Below are 16,755 nucleotides of genomic sequence, written 5' to 3' on the forward strand. Positions count from 1 at the left end.
GATCCGTCTCTGCCCGGCCGGGTGTTCCGGCCGGGCAGAGCCGTACGTCACACGGCGAGCAGATCGTCTAGCGAACCCTTGCCCGCCAACTCGGCGGTGGCAGCCGGGCCCTCCTTCGACGCGGCATACCGGCCCGAGGTCAACGCCCACTCGTAGTTGCCGTTGATCCAGTGCTGGATGGCCTCCACACCCATCCACACCGGGACCCGCTGGTCGGCGCCGAGACCAAGCTCATCGCACATCTCAGGCACACGCGCCTCAAGTTCGAGGTACTCCTCGAGGCAGTCCGTGGTCATCCGGTACGCCTCCGCCGCGGCGTCCTCCCAACTGCAGCCGCGCTCCCGGTGGAGCACGGCTATCAGATTGTGGCCGTCCCCTCGACGCTTCTCGCGCTCGAAGGAGTGGATGTCGTTCATGAACCCGATGGTGTCCGCGGCCAGATCCCGCATCCTGACCATCAGATGGTGCGCCTGCACCTGCGGCGGCACCTCGAAGCCACGGCTGCGCTCGCCCGCGTCGATGCTGTGGTGGATGCCCACCGTGCGGCGGCGGAACTCCGCGTACTCCGCCAGGCCGAGCGTTCCCGCCAGGCCCCGGGCCGCCAGGTCCACCTCCTCGGTGTGTGCCACGAGGAACCGCCCCCAGGAGGCAGCGAATCGCGTACGCCACGTCAGGGACATGCCATCCGAGAGATGGGCCCAAACCTCGGTCCAGGCCACGGTTATCGGGCAGACCACTCGAGGAGCGGTCCCTGCGGGACGCAGCGGAGTGGCGATCAGCTCCCGCGCGACCTCCGCAATGCGGTCCGCGCGGTCGGGACTCCCGGAGTCAAACTGGTCATCGAACAAGAACGCCAGGGAGAACCAGTTCATCAGGACGACCATGTCGTCGGCCGAGGCGTAGGGGTAGGTTCGCGCCGCTGCCTGGGGGAGGTCCCAGGACTGATATTCCTCGAACCCGGCCTGGCTGCGCACCAGGCCCATCTCCCACACCCAGAGCAGGTGGCGCTCTCGGGCGTACTGGAGATGCGCGCTGACGGGGGTTTTGAAGGGGAGGTCGAATGTGACGTCCTGCGGCATTGCCGTCCTCTCTTGAGACGATTCACAGGCCCCCGCCCCTGCGAAAGGGCTATCTGAACTGACACCCACTGACTCGAACTGCACCTTCTGAGGCGGAAGTTGAGACTCAAGCGCCGTTCGAGACTGCCCAGAGCCTAAACGATCTATGGTGTGAGATCCGCGACGCGTGATGCAGGTGTAACTTCGCCCAGGACGCGGCTCAGCTCACGCCGTTGGGCAGGCTGGGCGCGTCAGCAAGCTGACGTCCAGGGGGGTGGGGATCGATGCTCGCCGACGATCACGGAAGTGGCGGACGGCATTCAGTAACCCCGCTTCCGTGGAGACCTGCGGTCGAGGGAGCCGGACCGAGAGTTCGTCGATCTCCACCAACGGTTCCGCGGAATCCCACGGAACCCCGGACGGAAGCACCACAGTCACCGGTGAAGGCCATGACCAGTCCCACGGCTGGTCGGCCTCCGCTATCACAACCAACTCCACGGCGCCTCGCTAGTGTCTCGTGATCCTGATTGCGTCATTTCGCATTGTTATTGACGATTTTCTTCACGTTGGTCTGGACGAGCCGGACCTTGGCGAGAACCTCGTCGGCGGTCGCGGTCCAGGTGAAGGGTTTCGCCGTCTGGTTCCAGGAGCTGATGTAGTCGCGGATCTGCTTGACCAGGACGTTGACGCTCGAGAACGTCCCGCGACGGATCGACTGCCGGGTCAGGATGCCGAACCAGATCTCGTCGGGTAGGACCGCTGCATTGCTGCAGCGGTCCCCCCTCAGAACCGGCCGTGCCCGATTTCCAGGCAACCGGCTCAAGCAAGCTCTATGGCTCGCGGGTTGGTCAGAAGTGCTGGCGTCTTGCCGGTGTCGGTGGTCAGCCGACGGTGGCAGTGGGTGTGGATCAGGCGTGGGGCGGCGGGTTTGTCCGGCTTGCCGTTGCCCGCATCAGCGGTGATCGCGTGTTTGCGGATCGCGGTGCGGGTGACCTTGAGCCACTGTTCCCACTGGTCGGGGGTTTGCGGCTCGTGGTCGGCGTGCAGCAGCGGCCCTCCGCAGAGTGGGCATCGGCCTTCCTGCTTCTGCAGCAGGTGCAGGGTGCTTTTGCCCAGCGGGGGTTTGCCGCGGCGGCGCCGCTTGGCCCAGAGGTCTGCCAGGGCGGGATCGTCGGTCGACGCCGTTCCTGGCACCATTCGGTGCCGGACGATCGGCGTCCAGGCGAACTTGTAGAGGTAGAAACCGCTGGTGCGGTCCCCGAACACCCACCTGTCCTGCCTGAACGGGTTGAACATGCCGAAGTACCGGTCGGTCACCCAGCGCTTCGACTTGTTCGCGTGGGAAAACTTGGCCCACTTGTAGACCAGTCTCCACACGTAGGCGTCCAGCGAGTTGAACGCCCGCTTGGACACTCCGATCCGGTAGTAGGCAGCCCAGCCCTTGATGATCGGGTTGAGCTTGGCGATCACCGCGTCGGCGTTGGCCCCTCGCAGGGCCAGCACCTCGGCGGCGAGCCGTTCCCGGATCCGCCGCAGGGCCGCGTTGCTTGGCTTGGTCAGCAACTTGCCGCGATAGCGTCGGATGTTGAACCCCAGGAAGTCGCAGCCCTCATCGAGGTGGACAACGCGCGTCTTGTCCTCGTTGAAGGCCAGTCCCCGGGGCGCGAGCCACGCGGCGAGCTGTGCCTTGACCTCCTCGGCCTGTTCCTGTGAATGGCACAGGGCGAGGAGGTCGTCGGCGTAGACGACCAGGACCGGGGAGTCGCGCGCCAAAATCGCGGCATCGCTGCCGAGAGTCTGGTAGCGGACTCCAGCGGCCTTTCCCATTCCGTGCAAGGCGATATTCAACAACGCGGGACTGATCAGTCGGGTAGCCGGGACGCATTACTGCGTCCCGGCCCCCTAAGAACCGTACGGGCACGTTTCCGCGCATACGGCTCAAGCAAGTCCTGAAGGCATTCAGGCATACAGAGCTACTGGCCCTCAGTCGCCACCGAAGGGAATCCGGCGGCGACAAGAAGCGTGGATGAGACGGAGTTTGTCCTTAACGCCGTGCGTCATCGTGGCGATGTGCTGTTTGCGAATCGCCAATAGGGTGACGCGCACCCACTGTTCCCATTGTTGCGGGCTTTGCGGATGCTGATCGGCGTATAGCAGCAACTCGTTGCAGACCGCGCACCGGCCCTCTTGGATGCCCAGAAGGCGTCGGACCGGTTCGCTCAGCGGCGGAGGAGGCTGCTTGCGGCGGCGTTGCGCCCAGTAATCGGCGAGCACCGGGTCATCGGGGGAGGCAGTCCCGACGACCATTGCATGTCGGACGATCTTCGTCCAGGCGAACTTGGGAAGGTAGGCGCCGGAATCCCGGTCGCCGAAGACCCACCGGTTCTGCCTGGACTTGTTGAACTGGCCGTAGTAGCGGTCAACGACCCACCACCGTGACTTGTTCGGATGACTGTGTCTGGCCCACCGGTAGGTAAGCTTCCACATGTAGTCGTCAAGCGCGGAGAAGACCTCGCTTGACACCTCAGTCCGGTAGTAGGCGGCCCATCCCCGGATGATCGGGGTGAGCTTCTTGAGCACTGCGCCGGAGTTTGACCCGCGCAGTGCACGCATTTCCATGCGTAGCCTCTTCCGGATCCGTCCCACGGCCTCCTGGCTGGGTTTGATCAGCACGATCTTGTCGTGATACCGGCGAACGTTGAACCCGAGAAAATCGAAACCCTCATCGAGGCGGACTATGCGCGTCTTGCCCTCGTTGAAGGTCAGTCCTCTCGGCGCCAGCCATTCGGCAAGCCGTGACTTGATCTGTTCCGCGTGCTCCCGACTGTGGCACAGGGCCACAAGATCGTCAGCATAACGGACCAGCACAGGGGAATCAGGAGCAGTCTGAAGACCTCCCCGACTGCGGTTGTGATACCTGACCCCTGCGGCCTTCTCCATCCCGTGCAAGACGATGTTCAACAGCACGGGGCTGATCACGCCGCCTTGTGGAACTCCTTCATCGGTCGGCGCTAATTCTCCCTTGTCCATCACGCCAGCTTTCAGCCAGTCTCGGACGAGCCCGCGCGCGGGAAACGTTCCGAGAGCTGCGAGGAGATGGTCGTGATCGATGCGGTCGAAAGCCGCTGCCAGGTCGGCATCGAGAATCCACCGGCGTTTGGGGTCACGCCCCTTCACCACCTGATAGATCGTCTCGATGGCATCATGACAGCCACGGCCCGGCCGGAAGCCGTACGACTTCGGCTCAAACCGCGCCTCCCACTCCGGCTCCAGTGCATTCTTCGCTCGCGCTTGAAGCACGCGATCGAAAATGACCGGAATACCGAGAGGGCGCCGTTTTCCATTCGACTTGGGGATGAAAACCCGCTTGACCGGACGAGCATGCCAAGGCTTCACCTGGTGGTGTACCCAATCCGCCAGTGCCGCCTTGCCTGGGGAAGTCAGTACGACCTTCCCATCCACGCCCGCCGTCTTGCGGCCAGCGTTCTCCTCCGTCACCCGCCGCACGCTCACCAGCGTGTTGGCGTGTGAACGGAGCATCAACTTCTGCAAATTACGGACCCGTTTGAGGTCCCCTGCCTTGCTTGCCGTGAAGATCCGCTGCCTCAAACGCCGTACGTCCTCCTCAGCGGCACGCCAGTGCACGGCGTCCCATTCCACAGGAGCGTCCGCAGGTCCGTTCACGTCAGCGGTAATCGCCTCAGCGTCCAACTTGCCCTCCGGTTCCGGCATCCGAATATCAGAGTTCCTTCACAGACTCACCTGGTCCACGTCAGCTCCCTTGCGGGTCGGGCATCAACATCCCGTATCCGGCCAGTTATGCGGGAGGCCACTGGAAGTAGTGGCATTCCTCCCGGTTTCCTGCTGCCTTTCGGCCGCCGGCGTTCGCTTCTTGAACCATCCTGTCCCACTGGGGATATCCGCCTCCCTCACGGTCGGCCTACCAAAATCGGCTCACGCCGCCTTGGACCCCAGCCAGGGTTTCCGCGTTCCACACGTGTGAGATACGACCGGGGTGGGTGCCCTCTTTATCCCGGGGCGGTGGTGTCCGTCCGAGCGAACGGGAGTGGCCCGCCCGGCACCTGCCGCTTCTCAACGGCCAGCCCTACTGCCCAACTCAAACAACCCATCGACAGGCATCCTCAGTCACGAGACATCATCCAAGGGTTCAGTCACCTTCACCCGTCCGGTCTTCCCCTCGCCCGTAACTCCCGGATGGAACGGGAGCCCTCTGGCTTTCCCCCGAGCTCCGCACCCTGCCGTTACCAGCAACGCACGTCGGGGCGGGGACTGATCACATGGACACTGATCAGGATCTACACCATCGACATCGTCGAACCTCCAAAGGTGTACTCACTCACAAACGTGCGACCTCGCGTCGCACCCCCGCCCTGGGGAGTTCCCTCCACCGTGGGGGTGAACCAACCTTTCTCCACCACGCCCGCCTTCAGCCATCCGGCGATCATTCCCCTTCCGGGAAATGAACCCAGCGACGCGAGTAGGTGATCGTGGTCGATTCGGTCGAATGCCGCTTTCAAGTCGGCGTCGAGCACCCACAGGCGTTTGGCGTTCTTGCCGCACGCCGTCGTGTGGATGGCCACGATCGCGTCATGACAGCCACGGCCGGGACGGAAACCGTAGACCTTCGGCTCCAGCCGTGCCTCCCACTCGGGCTCCAATGCATTCAGTGCCAGAGCCTGAAGGCATCTGTCGGCGATCACGGGAATTCCGAGCGGACGCTGTTTTCCATTCGCCTTGGCGATATACACCCGCCTGACGGGCTTTGGTTTCCACGGGGCCGCGCCGTGCTGCATCCAGTCGGCCAGCTCGGCCTTGCCCTGGGGCAGTAGGACGACTTTCCCGTCGATCCCCGCCGTCTTGCGGCCAGCGTTGACCTCCGTGACGCGCCGCACACTTGCGAGTGTGTTGGCGCGGGAGCGGAGCATCAACTTCTGCAGATTCCTGACCTTGGCCAGGTCTCCTGCCTGCGATGCCGTGAAGATGCGCTGCCGCAGACGCCGTACGTCGTCCTCGACCTTCCGCCAGTCGATCGACGGCCAGTCGGTGATCTCGTCCTCCGGTCCGTTCGCCATGCCGAGGTCGGTCGCTACGGCTGGAGCCGCGTCGGCCGTCTGAATCGTCATGGCGTCCAACTTGCCCTTCGGTTCCGGTGTCTTCGGTCATCGTGCCTTCACAAGCTCACCAGACCCACGTCAGCACCCTTTCAGGTCGGGGCATCGGCCCCTATCCGGCCAGTTATGCGGGGACCGCCGACGGAGGCGTCGGCACGTGGTTCCCGGTTTCCTGCCGCCTTTCGGCCACCGGCGTTCGCTTGCTGGGTCTTCCTGCGCCCGCTGGAGAGTTGGGCCTTCCTTGCGGTCGGCTTACCAGGCCAGAATTGCATTGCCTGGACTCCATCGGGGTTGTCACGTTCCGCATGAGAGAGATACTGCCGGGGAGGGTGCCCTCTGCACCCCGGGGACGGCGGTGGACTCCCGACCGGTCAGATATCTCCGGTCGGCGCCTGCCGATTTACAACGGCCAGTCCCTATCTCCCGCTGGAACAACCCATCGGCGGGAGTGCTCATGACGAGGCATCATCAAGGGTTCATTTGCATTCACCCGTCCGGCATTTCCCAGCCTGTAACCCCCGGATGGAACGGGAATCCTTGGGCACTTCCTCAGGCTTCGCACCCCGCGATTACTCGCAACGCACGCTGAGGCGGGAACGAGCCCTGCGCACTGGCTCGGGTCCTACACCTTCGACATCGTCGAACCTCCTTGGTGATTCCCACTCTTCTCAAGCGACCTCGCGTCGCACGATCTGGTTCAACCAGGAGGAGCCGACGGGAGTCAAGTGGAAGTGGATATGCGGGTTCTTGGCCAGCCACGCCTTCACCTCCGGCGTGGTGTGCGTGGACAGGTTGTCCAAAACGACGTGAATCTCCTTGCCCGCGTGTGGCTTCACCGCCTTCTTCAGGAAAGCCAGGAAGGTCGCGCCGTTCCGGTTCGGCTTGCACTCACCGATGACTTCCCCGGTGCCGACGTCGAGGGCGGCGAACAGGTTCGTCGTGCCATGCCGCACATAGTCGTGGGTGCGCTTCTCGGTGGCCGCGAATGCCACGGCAGCACCGGCTGAGTCCGGTCCAGCGCCTGCACCTGCGTCTTCTCGTCGATCGACAGCACCACCGTGCCGCCCGGAGGGTCCAGATAGAGACCGATCACGTCGGCGACCTTCTGCGCGAACGCCGGGTCCTTCGAGATCTTGAAGGTGCCCGAACGGTGCGGCTTGAGATTCTCCTCCCGCCAGATCCGCGCGATGTAGTGCCAGGACACGATGACGTCCTCAGTCCGCTTCAGGTACTTCGCCAACTCGCGTGTGGACCAGTGCGAAAGACCAGTGCCGTCCGGCGGCGTCATACGCGACAGCGCAATCACCCGAGCCCGTACCCGTGCCGGCACTTGCTCCCGGGCCCCGCCGGGCCGGTCGCCTTCCAGCCCGGCCACGCCGTGCTCGGCATAACGGCGCTTCCAGCGGTCCACCGTCGGCAGCGACACTCCCAGCAGCTCGGCGATGTCCTTGCGTCGACGCCCCTCAGCCGACCACAGCACGATCCGGCCCCGCGTGGCTATATCCGCAGGCACGTCCCGACTGCTCACCAGCTCCCGTAGCTCGGCGGCCTGTTCCACAGAAAGCTCCATGCCAATAGAACGAGACACACAAGATCAAGTAATGCTAACAGGGTCACGAGACACTAGAGGAGAAGCTGCGTGATTTCCGTGCCGACCTCGTCGGCTGCCGTCCCAGTTGGAACGCAGATTAAAATTGGCCTCGGTGTGGGGCGATCAGCAAGAGTAGGAAATACTCAAACCGCGCCCTCTGCCACCGCATCCTCTTGGCATAACCTCCCGCACCGTCACCGCCGAAAGTGTGACACAGCCTTCACAAGGGTAGTGTAATGCCGAGTTCCGACATGGCTGTTGAAGGCGGGCCGCCCTCTGACCGTTCCGTCTTGTATCCCTTAATGCCAGCCGCCAACGTGCGTGGGTCGACTGCCTCGGCTGGCGCGCCCTTGGCGTATAGGCCGTCCGGTGCGCTGTCGCGGTCATGCGGTAGCAGCCAGAAGACGCGACGGCGAAAAGTGCCAGATGAACGGGACGGTTTGGCGGCAGAACTGAGAAGGGCATATCCGACCATACGGCCGTTGCGGTGATAGGCGGGCTTGGTCCCACGGTTCGGCAGTCGGTCCAAACTCTGGCGGACGTAGTCCAGATTTTTGACATCTTCCAACCATACGATGTCAATTTCGTAAGTAATTTCTTCTTCGGTGATCAGGGAGCTCATGCGGTGGCCTCTCTCTCCTGGTTGAGGACCAATCCGATACCCGTGTAGTGCTTGCGCTGATTCGACAGAACCATCTCCTTCGGCGAGGCCAAACCAATCAGTTCGCGGGTGCGGGCGGCGAACGCTCTTGAGGACATCGTTGGTGCGCCCTCATGCTGACACCAAGTTCTGTATGCAGCGTACAGCGCGGTCTGCTCAGCTCGGAGAGAGGGACCGAGAATGCAGCACTCCTCATAGAACCGGCCGGTGTGGTCTTCGGTTTCCGCGTACGCTGTCGTGGCGATGCGTACACGCTCGGGACCGGTGAGGTCCTTTTCGCCGGCGAGATAACGGCGAGCACCTTTGATCAGCCAGCCGAGAATTCCCGGGCCTTCCTCTGTAACCAGAATGTCGGCCAAATTATCGATCTTTCGGTCGTCCGAGACAACCCGTTCGAAGGGGATTAAACGCATCCGGCGCCAGAATGCAAACCCACCACTGCCCACTTCAGGGCGGTGGTTGCCTAGTAGCCAGAGTTTGTGGGTGGGTTGGAAGCTGAAAAAGTCCTGCCGCATCCGACGGGCCTTAATCCGATCACCGCCTGTGAGTAGTTTGACGCGGGCTTCGTCAAACTTGTCATCCGGCTTGACCTCAGAGCAAACAATGACGCGTCTGCCGTGCAGCTCGGCAAGGTCGGTGGGATGGCCTTCGTAGGGACGGGTCATCAGAAACCCAGACGGGGCCGCATCAGCGTAGTCACCAAGAAGTTTCATGAGCACATCCAGCAAAACGGATTTACCGTTCTTACCGGAACCGAATAGGAAAGGAAGAACCTGCCCGCCGACATCTCCTGTGACGGAGTATCCAAGCAGCAACTGCAAGAAGTCGATCATTTCCTGACCCTCGGCATCATTGCCGAAAGTATCTGTGAGGAAACGGTTCCACCGGGGCGTAAGCATACGTCGGGGGCCGACGCTGGTAGAACGAGAATGGAAGTCCTCGTTCGGATCTGGCTTCTTGACTAGGCCCGTACGCACGTCCACCACGCCGTCAGGCGTACAGAGAGCGTATGGGTCGGCGTCTAGGCAAGCGGCATTGAGAACCATACGCGGGGCGGACTTAGCTTGGGTAAGCATGGCGTTTATGCCAGTGGTCGACAGAGCACGTCGGCGGTGCTGCTGCAGGGCCTGGGTGGTGAAGTAGCCACGGGAGTCGTATGACGCGATGCTTTCTGCCAGGTCACCTGCTGCCCAAAGAACAGTGTCGTCCTCGTCGACCTGCCAACGAGTTCCATTCCACCGATACCATCCTATGCCCGGTACGTGCCTGTAGTCGTTGGCATAGAGCTTGACGAACAGCTTGGCATTGCCTCGGTCGGTGAGCGTGTCGGGCAACAAACCACCTGCAGTCGCCGCCCCGGCGGCAGCGGAAATCGCATTGCTTCGAGTCGTAGCCGGGATCGCAACCTGGTGCCGGACCCGGGTCGTGACGGCGTGAGGGGTAAAGTCAAAGAGAAGACTCTCATCACTCGATGAACTCATGGGTGGCTCCCCGAGTAAAGGGGCCCTTGCAGACCGGAAGCGAGGCCGCTGCGGATGAATTGTTCGATCCATCGGACTTGCCCTGGCCTCGCGCCAACAGCGGCCGACAGCAGATCACTCCATGCCTCGGCCTCCATCAGACTTCCTGCGACAACCAGTCCGCCCACGGCGTAGGCAGCACAGTTGAGGACCTGGGAAAACCCTGCTCCCTCCGAGATCCATCCGCAGGCCTCAACTGATGCGAGAACAGAGGCCAGCACCCGACAGCTGAGGTCGCGTCCAGCACCTGCAACCAGGACGGCTTGAAAAGCGGGACGCGCATCGATATCGACAACTACCAAGTTCGCCGGACCACATGCAACACCGCCTCCGAACTGACGACACTGACCCCACCATCGACTGATACGCCGCCGGCCGAGGGCGGCGGCGTGGAAGCTGTGGCCCCGGCGACCGACGCGGAGACAGGGGCAGTTCACATGGGTGTGTTTGGGTCCGCTACAGCCGATGCAGTTGCCCGGGGGCGTCCTGCGTCCAGGCGTAAGTGGATTCACCGACCACCCACGGCCGGCGTACCAATGAGCTGTGGCCAGCGATAGCTCAGCTACTGATGAATCCAATGCAGAGCACCTGGAATCTCCGCGAGAAAAGCGCAGCTCAACAGGCATCTGCATCCCCCTATGAGCGACCGAAGCGCCTCATCGACTAACTCTCTGCGAAGATAGCGAACTTGGTCTCGGACCATACCGGATGGATCGCTGTCGCGAACCCGGGCGTCACCCTCCTATACGTTCTGGAGAGTTTGCAGTTCAACCTAGTTGATACTCGAGATTAGCGACCGAAGCGACTGTACTTCTAGAACCTCGCACGCTTACACAGCTTCTCACTCAGAAACCCAGAGACACGCAGGGGAACTGGAATCCTGCCCTAATGGGAAAAAGTCCTGCACTAGGTTGCGTCCAGGGAAGTGGTGTATGGGTTTCCACCTAAATCGGGGTTTTGATCCCGTAGTTGGGTGAGAAGCCTGAACGTAAGACGGCCACCGGCTGATCCTTCGAGAACGACCAAGCTCTTGAAGGAGACCAGCACGATGACCGCACCGGACAGTCTGCCGTTTGCCGCCCTGTTGGAGGAGAACCTCGCCTCGGCGAGTCCCGATCTGCTGCGGCAGATGGTGAAGACCTTCGCCGACGCCATGATGTCCGCCGACGTCGACACCGTCTGCGGCGCGTCCTACGGCATGCCGAGTGAGGAACGCGTCAACTCCCGCAACGGCTACCGGCACCGCCAGTGGGACACACGGGCCGGCAGCATCGACCTGGCCATCCCGAAGATCCGCTCCGGCTCCTACTTCCCCGACTGGCTGCTCGAGCGCCGCCGCCGCTCCGAACAGGCCCTGATCTCCGTGGTCGCCACCTGCTACCTGCTCGGCGTCAGCACCCGCCGGGTCGAGAAACCCGCCGCCACCCTGGGCGTCACCCAGCTGAGCAAGTCCCAGGTCAGCGAGATGGCCAAGGTCCTCGATGCCCGGGTCGCCGAGTTCCGCAACCGACCGTTGGACGCCGGCCCCTACACCTTCGTGTGGGTCGACGCCCTGACCCAGAAAGTCCGTGAAGGAGGCCGCGTCGTCAATGTTCATTGTCTGGTTGCCGTCGGCGTCAACAACGAGGGCAAACGCGAGGTCCTCGGCATCGACGTCGCCTCCAGCGAGGACGGCGCCGGCTGGCTGGCGTTCCTGCGCTCCCTGACCGCCCGCGGTCTGACCGGCGTCGAGCTGGTGGTCTCCGACGCCCACGTCGGCCTGGTGGGCGCCATCGGCGCCGCCCTGCCCGGCGCCGCCTGGCAACGCTGCCGCACCCATTGAAGGCGTAAAGAAACTACCCGTTGCTTTCATAGGACAAGTTCGTTGCTCTGGTATGAGCTTCGCCGACGACGTTCTGGATCAGCTTGCGCTGCGGTTCCAGGTCGTGTTGCCGCATCTGAACGAGCGTCAGCGGCGTCTGATGCTGGCGCAGGAAGCACGGCTGCTCGGACACGGTGGGGTACGGGCCGTGGCGCGGGTGGCCGGGGTGAGCGAGAGCACGGTCCGCAACGGGGTGTTCGAGCTGGAGGCTGGTGGGGATCCGCTGCCGGACGGCTGCGTCCGGCGCCCCGGGGGTGGCCGCAAGCCCGCCGAAGAACAAGATCCTTCCGTGGTTCCGGCGTTGCTGAAGCTGGTGGAGCCGGACGAGCGGGGTGATCCGATGTCGCCGCTGCGCTGGACCACCAAGTCCCTGCGTAATCTCGCAGAGGAGCTGACCCGGCAAGGGCACCCGGTCTTCGCTCCGACCGTCGGCCGGCTTCTGAAAGGGCAGGGCTTCAGCCTGCAGGCCAGTGCCAAGACGCTGGAGGGCAAGCAGCACCCCGATCGGGACGCGTAGTTCCGTTACATCAACGAACAGGTCAAGGAGCACCAGTCCGGCGGTCAGCCGGTGATCAGCATTGATGCCAAGAAGAAGGAGTAGCTGGGTCAGCTGCCGAACCCCGGGCGGCAATGGCGCCCCGCCGGCGATCCGGTGCAGGTGGAGGACCACAGCTTCCACCTCATCGGCCCCGACGTCGACGTGGCGCCTTCGGCATTTACGACCTGGCCAACGACAGCGGCTGGGTGAACGTCGGCACCGATCACGACACCTCTGTGTTCGCCGTCGAGTCGCTCCGCCGCTGGTGGCGGGCCCGCGGGCGGGTGGACTACCCGGATGCCGACAGATTGTTGATCACCGCGGACTGCGGAGGGTCCAACAGCTACCGCTACCGGTTATGGAAGGTCGAACTCGCCGCGTTCGCCGCCCAGATGGGTCTCACAGTGACCGTCTGCCACTTTCCGGCCGGGCACTTCGAAATGGAACAAGGTCGAGCATCGGCTGTTTTCTCACATCACTATGAACTGGCGTGGCAGGCCCCTGACCAGCCACGAAGTCGTGGTCAACAGCATCGCCGCGACCCGCACCCGCACCGGCCTGCGCGTTCACGCCGAGCTGGACAACGGTACCTACCCGGTGGGAATCTCCGTCAGCCGCGAGCACCTGCGCTCACTGCCGATCACACCCCATGACCAGCACGGACCCTGGAACTACACGATCGCCCCGGCCTGCGCCGCCGGCAACTTCGCGATCAACACCAGCGATCGTGACCGGACCAGGTCGCAGGTTCTGGCGATGCTCGCCGACCCGCGTCTGAGCGGCATGACCTCATCGGACCTGGACGCACTGTGCGCCCAACTGGCTCCCGCGCAAGCCGCCCAGGCCGAATAACGCAAGTTCCAGCAGCGCGGCGGCCGCCGTCTGAAGGCCCCCGGAGCACACGGCAGACCCCTGCTCTCGAACGCCGACCGCATCCTCATCACCGTGATCTACCTACGCCGCGTCTGCTCCCAGAAGGTTCTGGTCGATCTGCTCGCCATCAACGCGGTCACGATCGGCAAGGTCATCAGTGAGAGCCGCACACTCATGGACGCCCAGAAGGTCACTGTCTCGCAGACCGCGCACTACTTCTCCTCCGCCCAGGAGCTGCGCGACTGGGCGGAGGACGGCGCGACCACCAGCCGGATGGAACTCTCCCAGACCCTGTCTCACCCCACCCTCACCGGCATGTCCCGCCCGGACTTCCAGGCGCTGATCGACCGGATCACCGTGCCCTACCAGGCCGCGCTCGAACAACGCCGGCATCGCCAGCGCGGTGGTGATCGACGCCCGGGAACCCGTGGCGGCGTTTTCCGTCAAAAGATCACCGACGCCGACAGGATCCTGGCGACGGTCCTTTCCCAGCGAGATCTATGCGACCAGCAAGCCCTGGCTGCGTTGTTCGGTGTCAGTCGCGGCACCATCCGCAACGCCATCGAGGACGTCCGTCCCCTCCTCGAACAGGACACCTACGTCCCGATGCTCGCCGAACGACGCTTCGCCACGGCCGCCGATGTACTCGCATCCTTCACAGAAGACAGCGAACCACCATGTTGAATCCTTACGGCTTCATTACGCCCGCAACCTGCTCTCCCAGGTTCCAAAATCCGCCCAGCCATGGGTGGCGACCCTGCTGCGGACCGTGTTCGATCAGCCCGACGCAGCCGCCGTCCGCACGCAGATGGCCGCCGCCATCGCCGGCCTGGACGAGAAGTACCCCAAGGCCGCCGAGCATCTCGAAGCCGCCCGCGAAGACCTCCTGGCCTTCGCCGCCCGGCACGGGCCGGCCGTTCGACACGGCGGCGGTGCGCTGGGTCCGCCACGTGCACAAGATCCCTTCGCCGTTCACGGTCCCGCTCCGCGACGGTGAGATCGCGGTCAAGGACGCCGCCCGGCGCCTGGGCATCACCGCCGACGCCGTCTACTACTGGATCAACCACGGCCAGCTGGCCGCTCGCAAGACCCCCAGCGGACGCTGGTGCGTTTCCTGGGACGAGGCGACCGAGGCCGCCTGCCGACCACCACGGCGGTGAGTTCGTCTTGTCTGTGTGATGAGAATCATAAGAAAGAGGTCGAACTTTACGGCATGGACTGCGTGGGGATGTTGACGGTACCTCGGAGAAGCGAGAACTCCATGCGCGATAACACCACATTCGCCCAGCAACAGGACGTGGAGGGGGGCCGGGAGAGCGCCCCCATCTCGGTCGCCCTAAGAGCAAGCGACGCCATCCTTGAGCATGGAATCAATGCCTACCTGACATCGTCTCCCCGCGTAAGTCTGCGAGGGAGCCTACTTGAGGCAGACGTCTCCGTGTTGGTGCTGAACAATATGGACGATGAATGGCTGAAGGTGCTGAAACACGACGCCGCTCGAACTTTCCATTACCCTATCCCTGTTGTCATCGTGGCCAACGCAATCAGCGAGAGCCAGCTCACTTTGGCGATCGAGTATGGAATGACTAGTTTTTTGCCTCGAAGTCAAACAAATCTTGATCAACTTGTTGATGCGATTGTTGAGGCGAGCGTCGGGCATAGTCAAATGCCGGAGATGCTGGTGTTTCAGCTGGTTGCCGAGCTGCGCCAGCGGAAGCGGAAGGCAACCCTAGCGGAGGTACTGCAAGATAGCGGAATGTCGGCACGCGAGGTAGAAGTGCTACGCATGCTATCGGAGGGAATGGACACGGGTGAGATCGCCGCAATAATGAGTTACTCAGAGCGGACGATTAAAGGAATAATTCATGATGTTGTGAAGCGATGGAAGCTCAGAAACAGAACTCACGCTGTTGCGTATGCAATGAGGGTTGGTATCCTCTGATGTGCTCTGTCTCCATCGGATTCGCCCAGAAAAATCGGCGGCAGGCGAAAGCGGTAAATCTGATTCTGCGTCCTGCTCTGCATGGTTGGTTTGAGCGTTTGTAGTAGCAGTTGCGGCCAGGCTGAAAAGGGTGAAGCAGCTGCCTGAGCGGTGCTCGTAGCGAAGTGACGGGCGGTGGCAGCTGAATCAAGAGGACTCACCGCCGTCGTCCCTGCCGTTTATTGGAGGCGATGCCTTAAGCCTCGCACTTTCACGAGCTGGGCTGTCCAAGGCTTGATCACAAACACGGGGAGCGCTCCTGTTCTGCAACGATAGAGCCTGTGGAGAGTCCCGTTGGCTGCGAGAAAAGGAGCACTCTCAAGTGACGATATCGGGTACTGCCCGTGTCCGCGACGAGGACGGTGGCCATGGAGTGGTCGGCCAGGCGGCTGGCCTGCTGCTGGTGGAGACTGCGCAGAACCGGGGATCAGGGAAAACCGTTCGGGGGCCTGCTGCGGCCTGGGGGCGCGGGCAGCTACACCACAGCCGGTCACATCACCACCATCCAGCGAGCCTAGGCGCAGTTGCCCAGAGGTCTCTGGAGTGGGCGGAGCACGCTGATTCGTACCGATTCCGGTGATGATACGCACGAGTTCCTGGCCTGGCTCGCTCTGCGGGGGCGGTGGCTCTCCTGCTCTGTCGGTATGACCATCGCCGACGTTATTCACCAGTCGGTTTTAGCGCGAGTATCTAACAAGACTAGGAGCGAATCGGAAGGCCCTCACATTCTGTCCCTTCGGGTATTTCAGGATCCTTATTGCGGATCGAATACGCCGATTTTCATGTACTCATGTCAGGCTGCACTCGCCCAAGCTTGGTAGATGTCATTAAGGTTGGGCATGGTCCGATCGAGAGCCCTTGGCCTGGCCGAGGGTTCGTCCACTGGGCCGCGCGGAACGCGAACTGGGGACGCCAGTATCAGTGTCAAGGCTAACTTCGTCGCCGGGGCACGAGTAAGGAATTCCCTTTCCGAGACACCGACTTGATGGGCTTGCTCCTGTGATGATAGTGCAACGCTTCTTTGCCCCGGTGGTTCTGCCGGCTGATCCGGACTGTTCCGTACTTCGGGACGCTGTGGTCGACGTAGGCCCAGATGGGCGCATAACCTACTGTGGTGCAGTATCAGCTACTCCTTCGATCACTGAAAATGTCGCCTGTAGCGTCTTGCCCGGCATCCTTACGCCTGGACTGGTCAATACCCACGCTCACTCTCCAATGACACTTCTGAGGGGTATAGGCGGCGACCTGCCGTCGATGGCGCGGCTCCAGAACGTAATCTGGCTGGCTGAGGCGCGGATGCGGGCACGCGATGCTCGCGCAGGAATGCTGCTTGGGTGCATTGAAATGTTGCGGTACGGCGTGACTACCAGCGCTGAGATGCACGCTCATGCCGAAGAACTGGTGGAGGCAGCGCTTCAAGCGGGGAGTCGTGTACTCGTCGTGCCTGCCTACATCCACAGGCAAGGAACCGACTGGTACAGAGAGATTAAAGCTATTGGAAAGTGGATTGACGCAGATGGCTTGTAAGCATTCAGAAGGT

At 62.6% G+C, this 16,755-nt stretch carries 13 protein-coding genes and 5 pseudogenes; 8 read left to right on the forward strand and 10 right to left on the reverse strand.

All coding sequences use genetic code 11. The features are described from left to right. Positions 1-47 precede the first annotated feature (47 nt). From OG395_RS56105 to OG395_RS56150, 10 genes and pseudogenes are all read right to left on the reverse strand, one after another. Complete coding sequence (locus OG395_RS56105; protein ID WP_327249908.1) at positions 48-1,079, reverse strand: 7-epi-alpha-eudesmol synthase; 1,032 nt, start codon at positions 1,077-1,079, stop codon at positions 48-50. A 511-nt stretch (positions 1,080-1,590) separates the two neighbouring features. After that, positions 1,591-1,803, reverse strand: a pseudogene (locus OG395_RS56110) (IS630 family transposase); the annotation flags it as partial. 74 nt (positions 1,804-1,877) lie between these two features. After that, positions 1,878-2,909 carry a group II intron maturase-specific domain-containing protein gene (locus OG395_RS56115; RefSeq protein ID WP_327249909.1) on the reverse strand — a complete coding sequence of 344 codons (1,032 nt, stop codon included), beginning with the start codon at positions 2,907-2,909 and terminating at the stop codon, positions 1,878-1,880. 132 nt (positions 2,910-3,041) lie between these two features. Continuing rightward, positions 3,042-4,790, reverse strand: a complete 1,749-nt coding sequence (gene ltrA, locus OG395_RS56120) for a group II intron reverse transcriptase/maturase (protein ID WP_327249910.1) — start codon at positions 4,788-4,790, stop codon at positions 3,042-3,044. Between the two features lie 584 nt (positions 4,791-5,374). After that, positions 5,375-6,202: a reverse transcriptase N-terminal domain-containing protein gene (locus OG395_RS56125; protein ID WP_327250151.1), complete on the reverse strand. Its 828-nt coding sequence runs from the start codon at positions 6,200-6,202 to the stop codon at positions 5,375-5,377. 656 nt (positions 6,203-6,858) lie between these two features. Further along, entirely contained in the window at positions 6,859-7,143 is a 285-nt protein-coding gene (locus OG395_RS56130) for a transposase (protein WP_327249911.1), read from the reverse strand. After that, positions 7,035-7,748: an IS630 family transposase gene (locus OG395_RS56135; protein ID WP_327249912.1), complete on the reverse strand. Its 714-nt coding sequence runs from the start codon at positions 7,746-7,748 to the stop codon at positions 7,035-7,037. The genes OG395_RS56130 and OG395_RS56135 overlap by 109 nt, the downstream gene beginning before the upstream one ends. Before the next feature lie 253 nt (positions 7,749-8,001). Beyond that, positions 8,002-8,403, reverse strand: a complete 402-nt coding sequence (locus OG395_RS56140) for a DUF6009 family protein (RefSeq protein WP_327249913.1) — start codon at positions 8,401-8,403, stop codon at positions 8,002-8,004. Further along, the gene (locus tag OG395_RS56145; RefSeq protein ID WP_327249914.1) at positions 8,400-9,923 is read right to left on the reverse strand and encodes a DNA primase family protein; all 1,524 of its coding nucleotides are present in this window, start codon (positions 9,921-9,923) and stop codon (positions 8,400-8,402) included. Before OG395_RS56145 ends, OG395_RS56140 begins: the two co-directional genes overlap by 4 nt. Then, entirely contained in the window at positions 9,920-10,594 is a 675-nt protein-coding gene (locus OG395_RS56150) for a bifunctional DNA primase/polymerase (protein WP_327249915.1), read from the reverse strand. Before OG395_RS56150 ends, OG395_RS56145 begins: the two co-directional genes overlap by 4 nt. Before the next feature lie 416 nt (positions 10,595-11,010). Between OG395_RS56150 and OG395_RS56155 the strand changes: the two are divergent. The 8 genes and pseudogenes from OG395_RS56155 to OG395_RS56180 form a co-directional block, all read left to right on the forward strand. Then, a pseudogene (locus tag OG395_RS56155) lies at positions 11,011-11,781 on the forward strand (IS256 family transposase); the annotation flags it as partial. Positions 11,782-11,836: 55 nt separating this feature from the next. Beyond that, positions 11,837-13,189, forward strand: a pseudogene (locus OG395_RS58985) (ISAzo13 family transposase); the annotation flags it as partial. A 117-nt stretch (positions 13,190-13,306) separates the two neighbouring features. After that, on the forward strand, positions 13,307-13,918 hold the full coding sequence (locus tag OG395_RS58990) for a hypothetical protein (protein WP_442818819.1): 612 nt from the start codon (positions 13,307-13,309) through the stop codon (positions 13,916-13,918). 7 nt (positions 13,919-13,925) lie between these two features. Further along, a pseudogene (locus tag OG395_RS56165) lies at positions 13,926-14,135 on the forward strand (transposase); the annotation flags it as partial. 49 nt (positions 14,136-14,184) lie between these two features. Then, a complete protein-coding gene (locus tag OG395_RS56170; protein ID WP_327249916.1) occupies positions 14,185-14,394 on the forward strand; it encodes a MerR family DNA-binding transcriptional regulator in 210 nt (69 codons plus the stop codon). A gap of 101 nt (positions 14,395-14,495) precedes the next feature. Then, entirely contained in the window at positions 14,496-15,176 is a 681-nt protein-coding gene (locus tag OG395_RS56175; RefSeq protein WP_327249917.1) for a response regulator transcription factor, read from the forward strand. Between the two features lie 461 nt (positions 15,177-15,637). Beyond that, positions 15,638-15,895, forward strand: a pseudogene (locus tag OG395_RS58995) (IS1380 family transposase); the annotation flags it as partial. 322 nt (positions 15,896-16,217) lie between these two features. After that, on the forward strand, positions 16,218-16,742 hold the full coding sequence (locus OG395_RS56180) for an amidohydrolase family protein (RefSeq protein ID WP_327249918.1): 525 nt from the start codon (positions 16,218-16,220) through the stop codon (positions 16,740-16,742). Positions 16,743-16,755 lie beyond the last annotated feature (13 nt).

Origin of the sequence: Streptomyces sp. NBC_01320 (assembly GCF_035974375.1) — a bacterium.
Taxonomy (GTDB): Bacteria; Actinomycetota; Actinomycetes; order Streptomycetales; family Streptomycetaceae; genus Streptomyces; species Streptomyces yanii.

Excerpts from the sequence above, each read along its gene's own strand:
- OG395_RS56145 (WP_327249914.1), bottom strand. The coding sequence starts at position 9,923 with ATGAGTTCATCGAGTGATGAGAGTCTTCTCTTTGACTTTACCCCTCAC.
- ltrA (WP_327249910.1), bottom strand. The coding sequence starts at position 4,790 with ATGCCGGAACCGGAGGGCAAGTTGGACGCTGAGGCGATTACCGCTGAC.
- OG395_RS56175 (WP_327249917.1), top strand. The coding sequence starts at position 14,496 with ATGCGCGATAACACCACATTCGCCCAGCAACAGGACGTGGAGGGGGGC.
- OG395_RS56150 (WP_327249915.1), bottom strand. The coding sequence starts at position 10,594 with ATGCAGATGCCTGTTGAGCTGCGCTTTTCTCGCGGAGATTCCAGGTGC.
- OG395_RS56180 (WP_327249918.1), top strand. The coding sequence starts at position 16,218 with ATGATAGTGCAACGCTTCTTTGCCCCGGTGGTTCTGCCGGCTGATCCG.
- OG395_RS56105 (WP_327249908.1), bottom strand. The coding sequence starts at position 1,079 with ATGCCGCAGGACGTCACATTCGACCTCCCCTTCAAAACCCCCGTCAGC.
- OG395_RS56125 (WP_327250151.1), bottom strand. The coding sequence starts at position 6,202 with ATGACGATTCAGACGGCCGACGCGGCTCCAGCCGTAGCGACCGACCTC.
- OG395_RS56140 (WP_327249913.1), bottom strand. The coding sequence starts at position 8,403 with ATGAGCTCCCTGATCACCGAAGAAGAAATTACTTACGAAATTGACATC.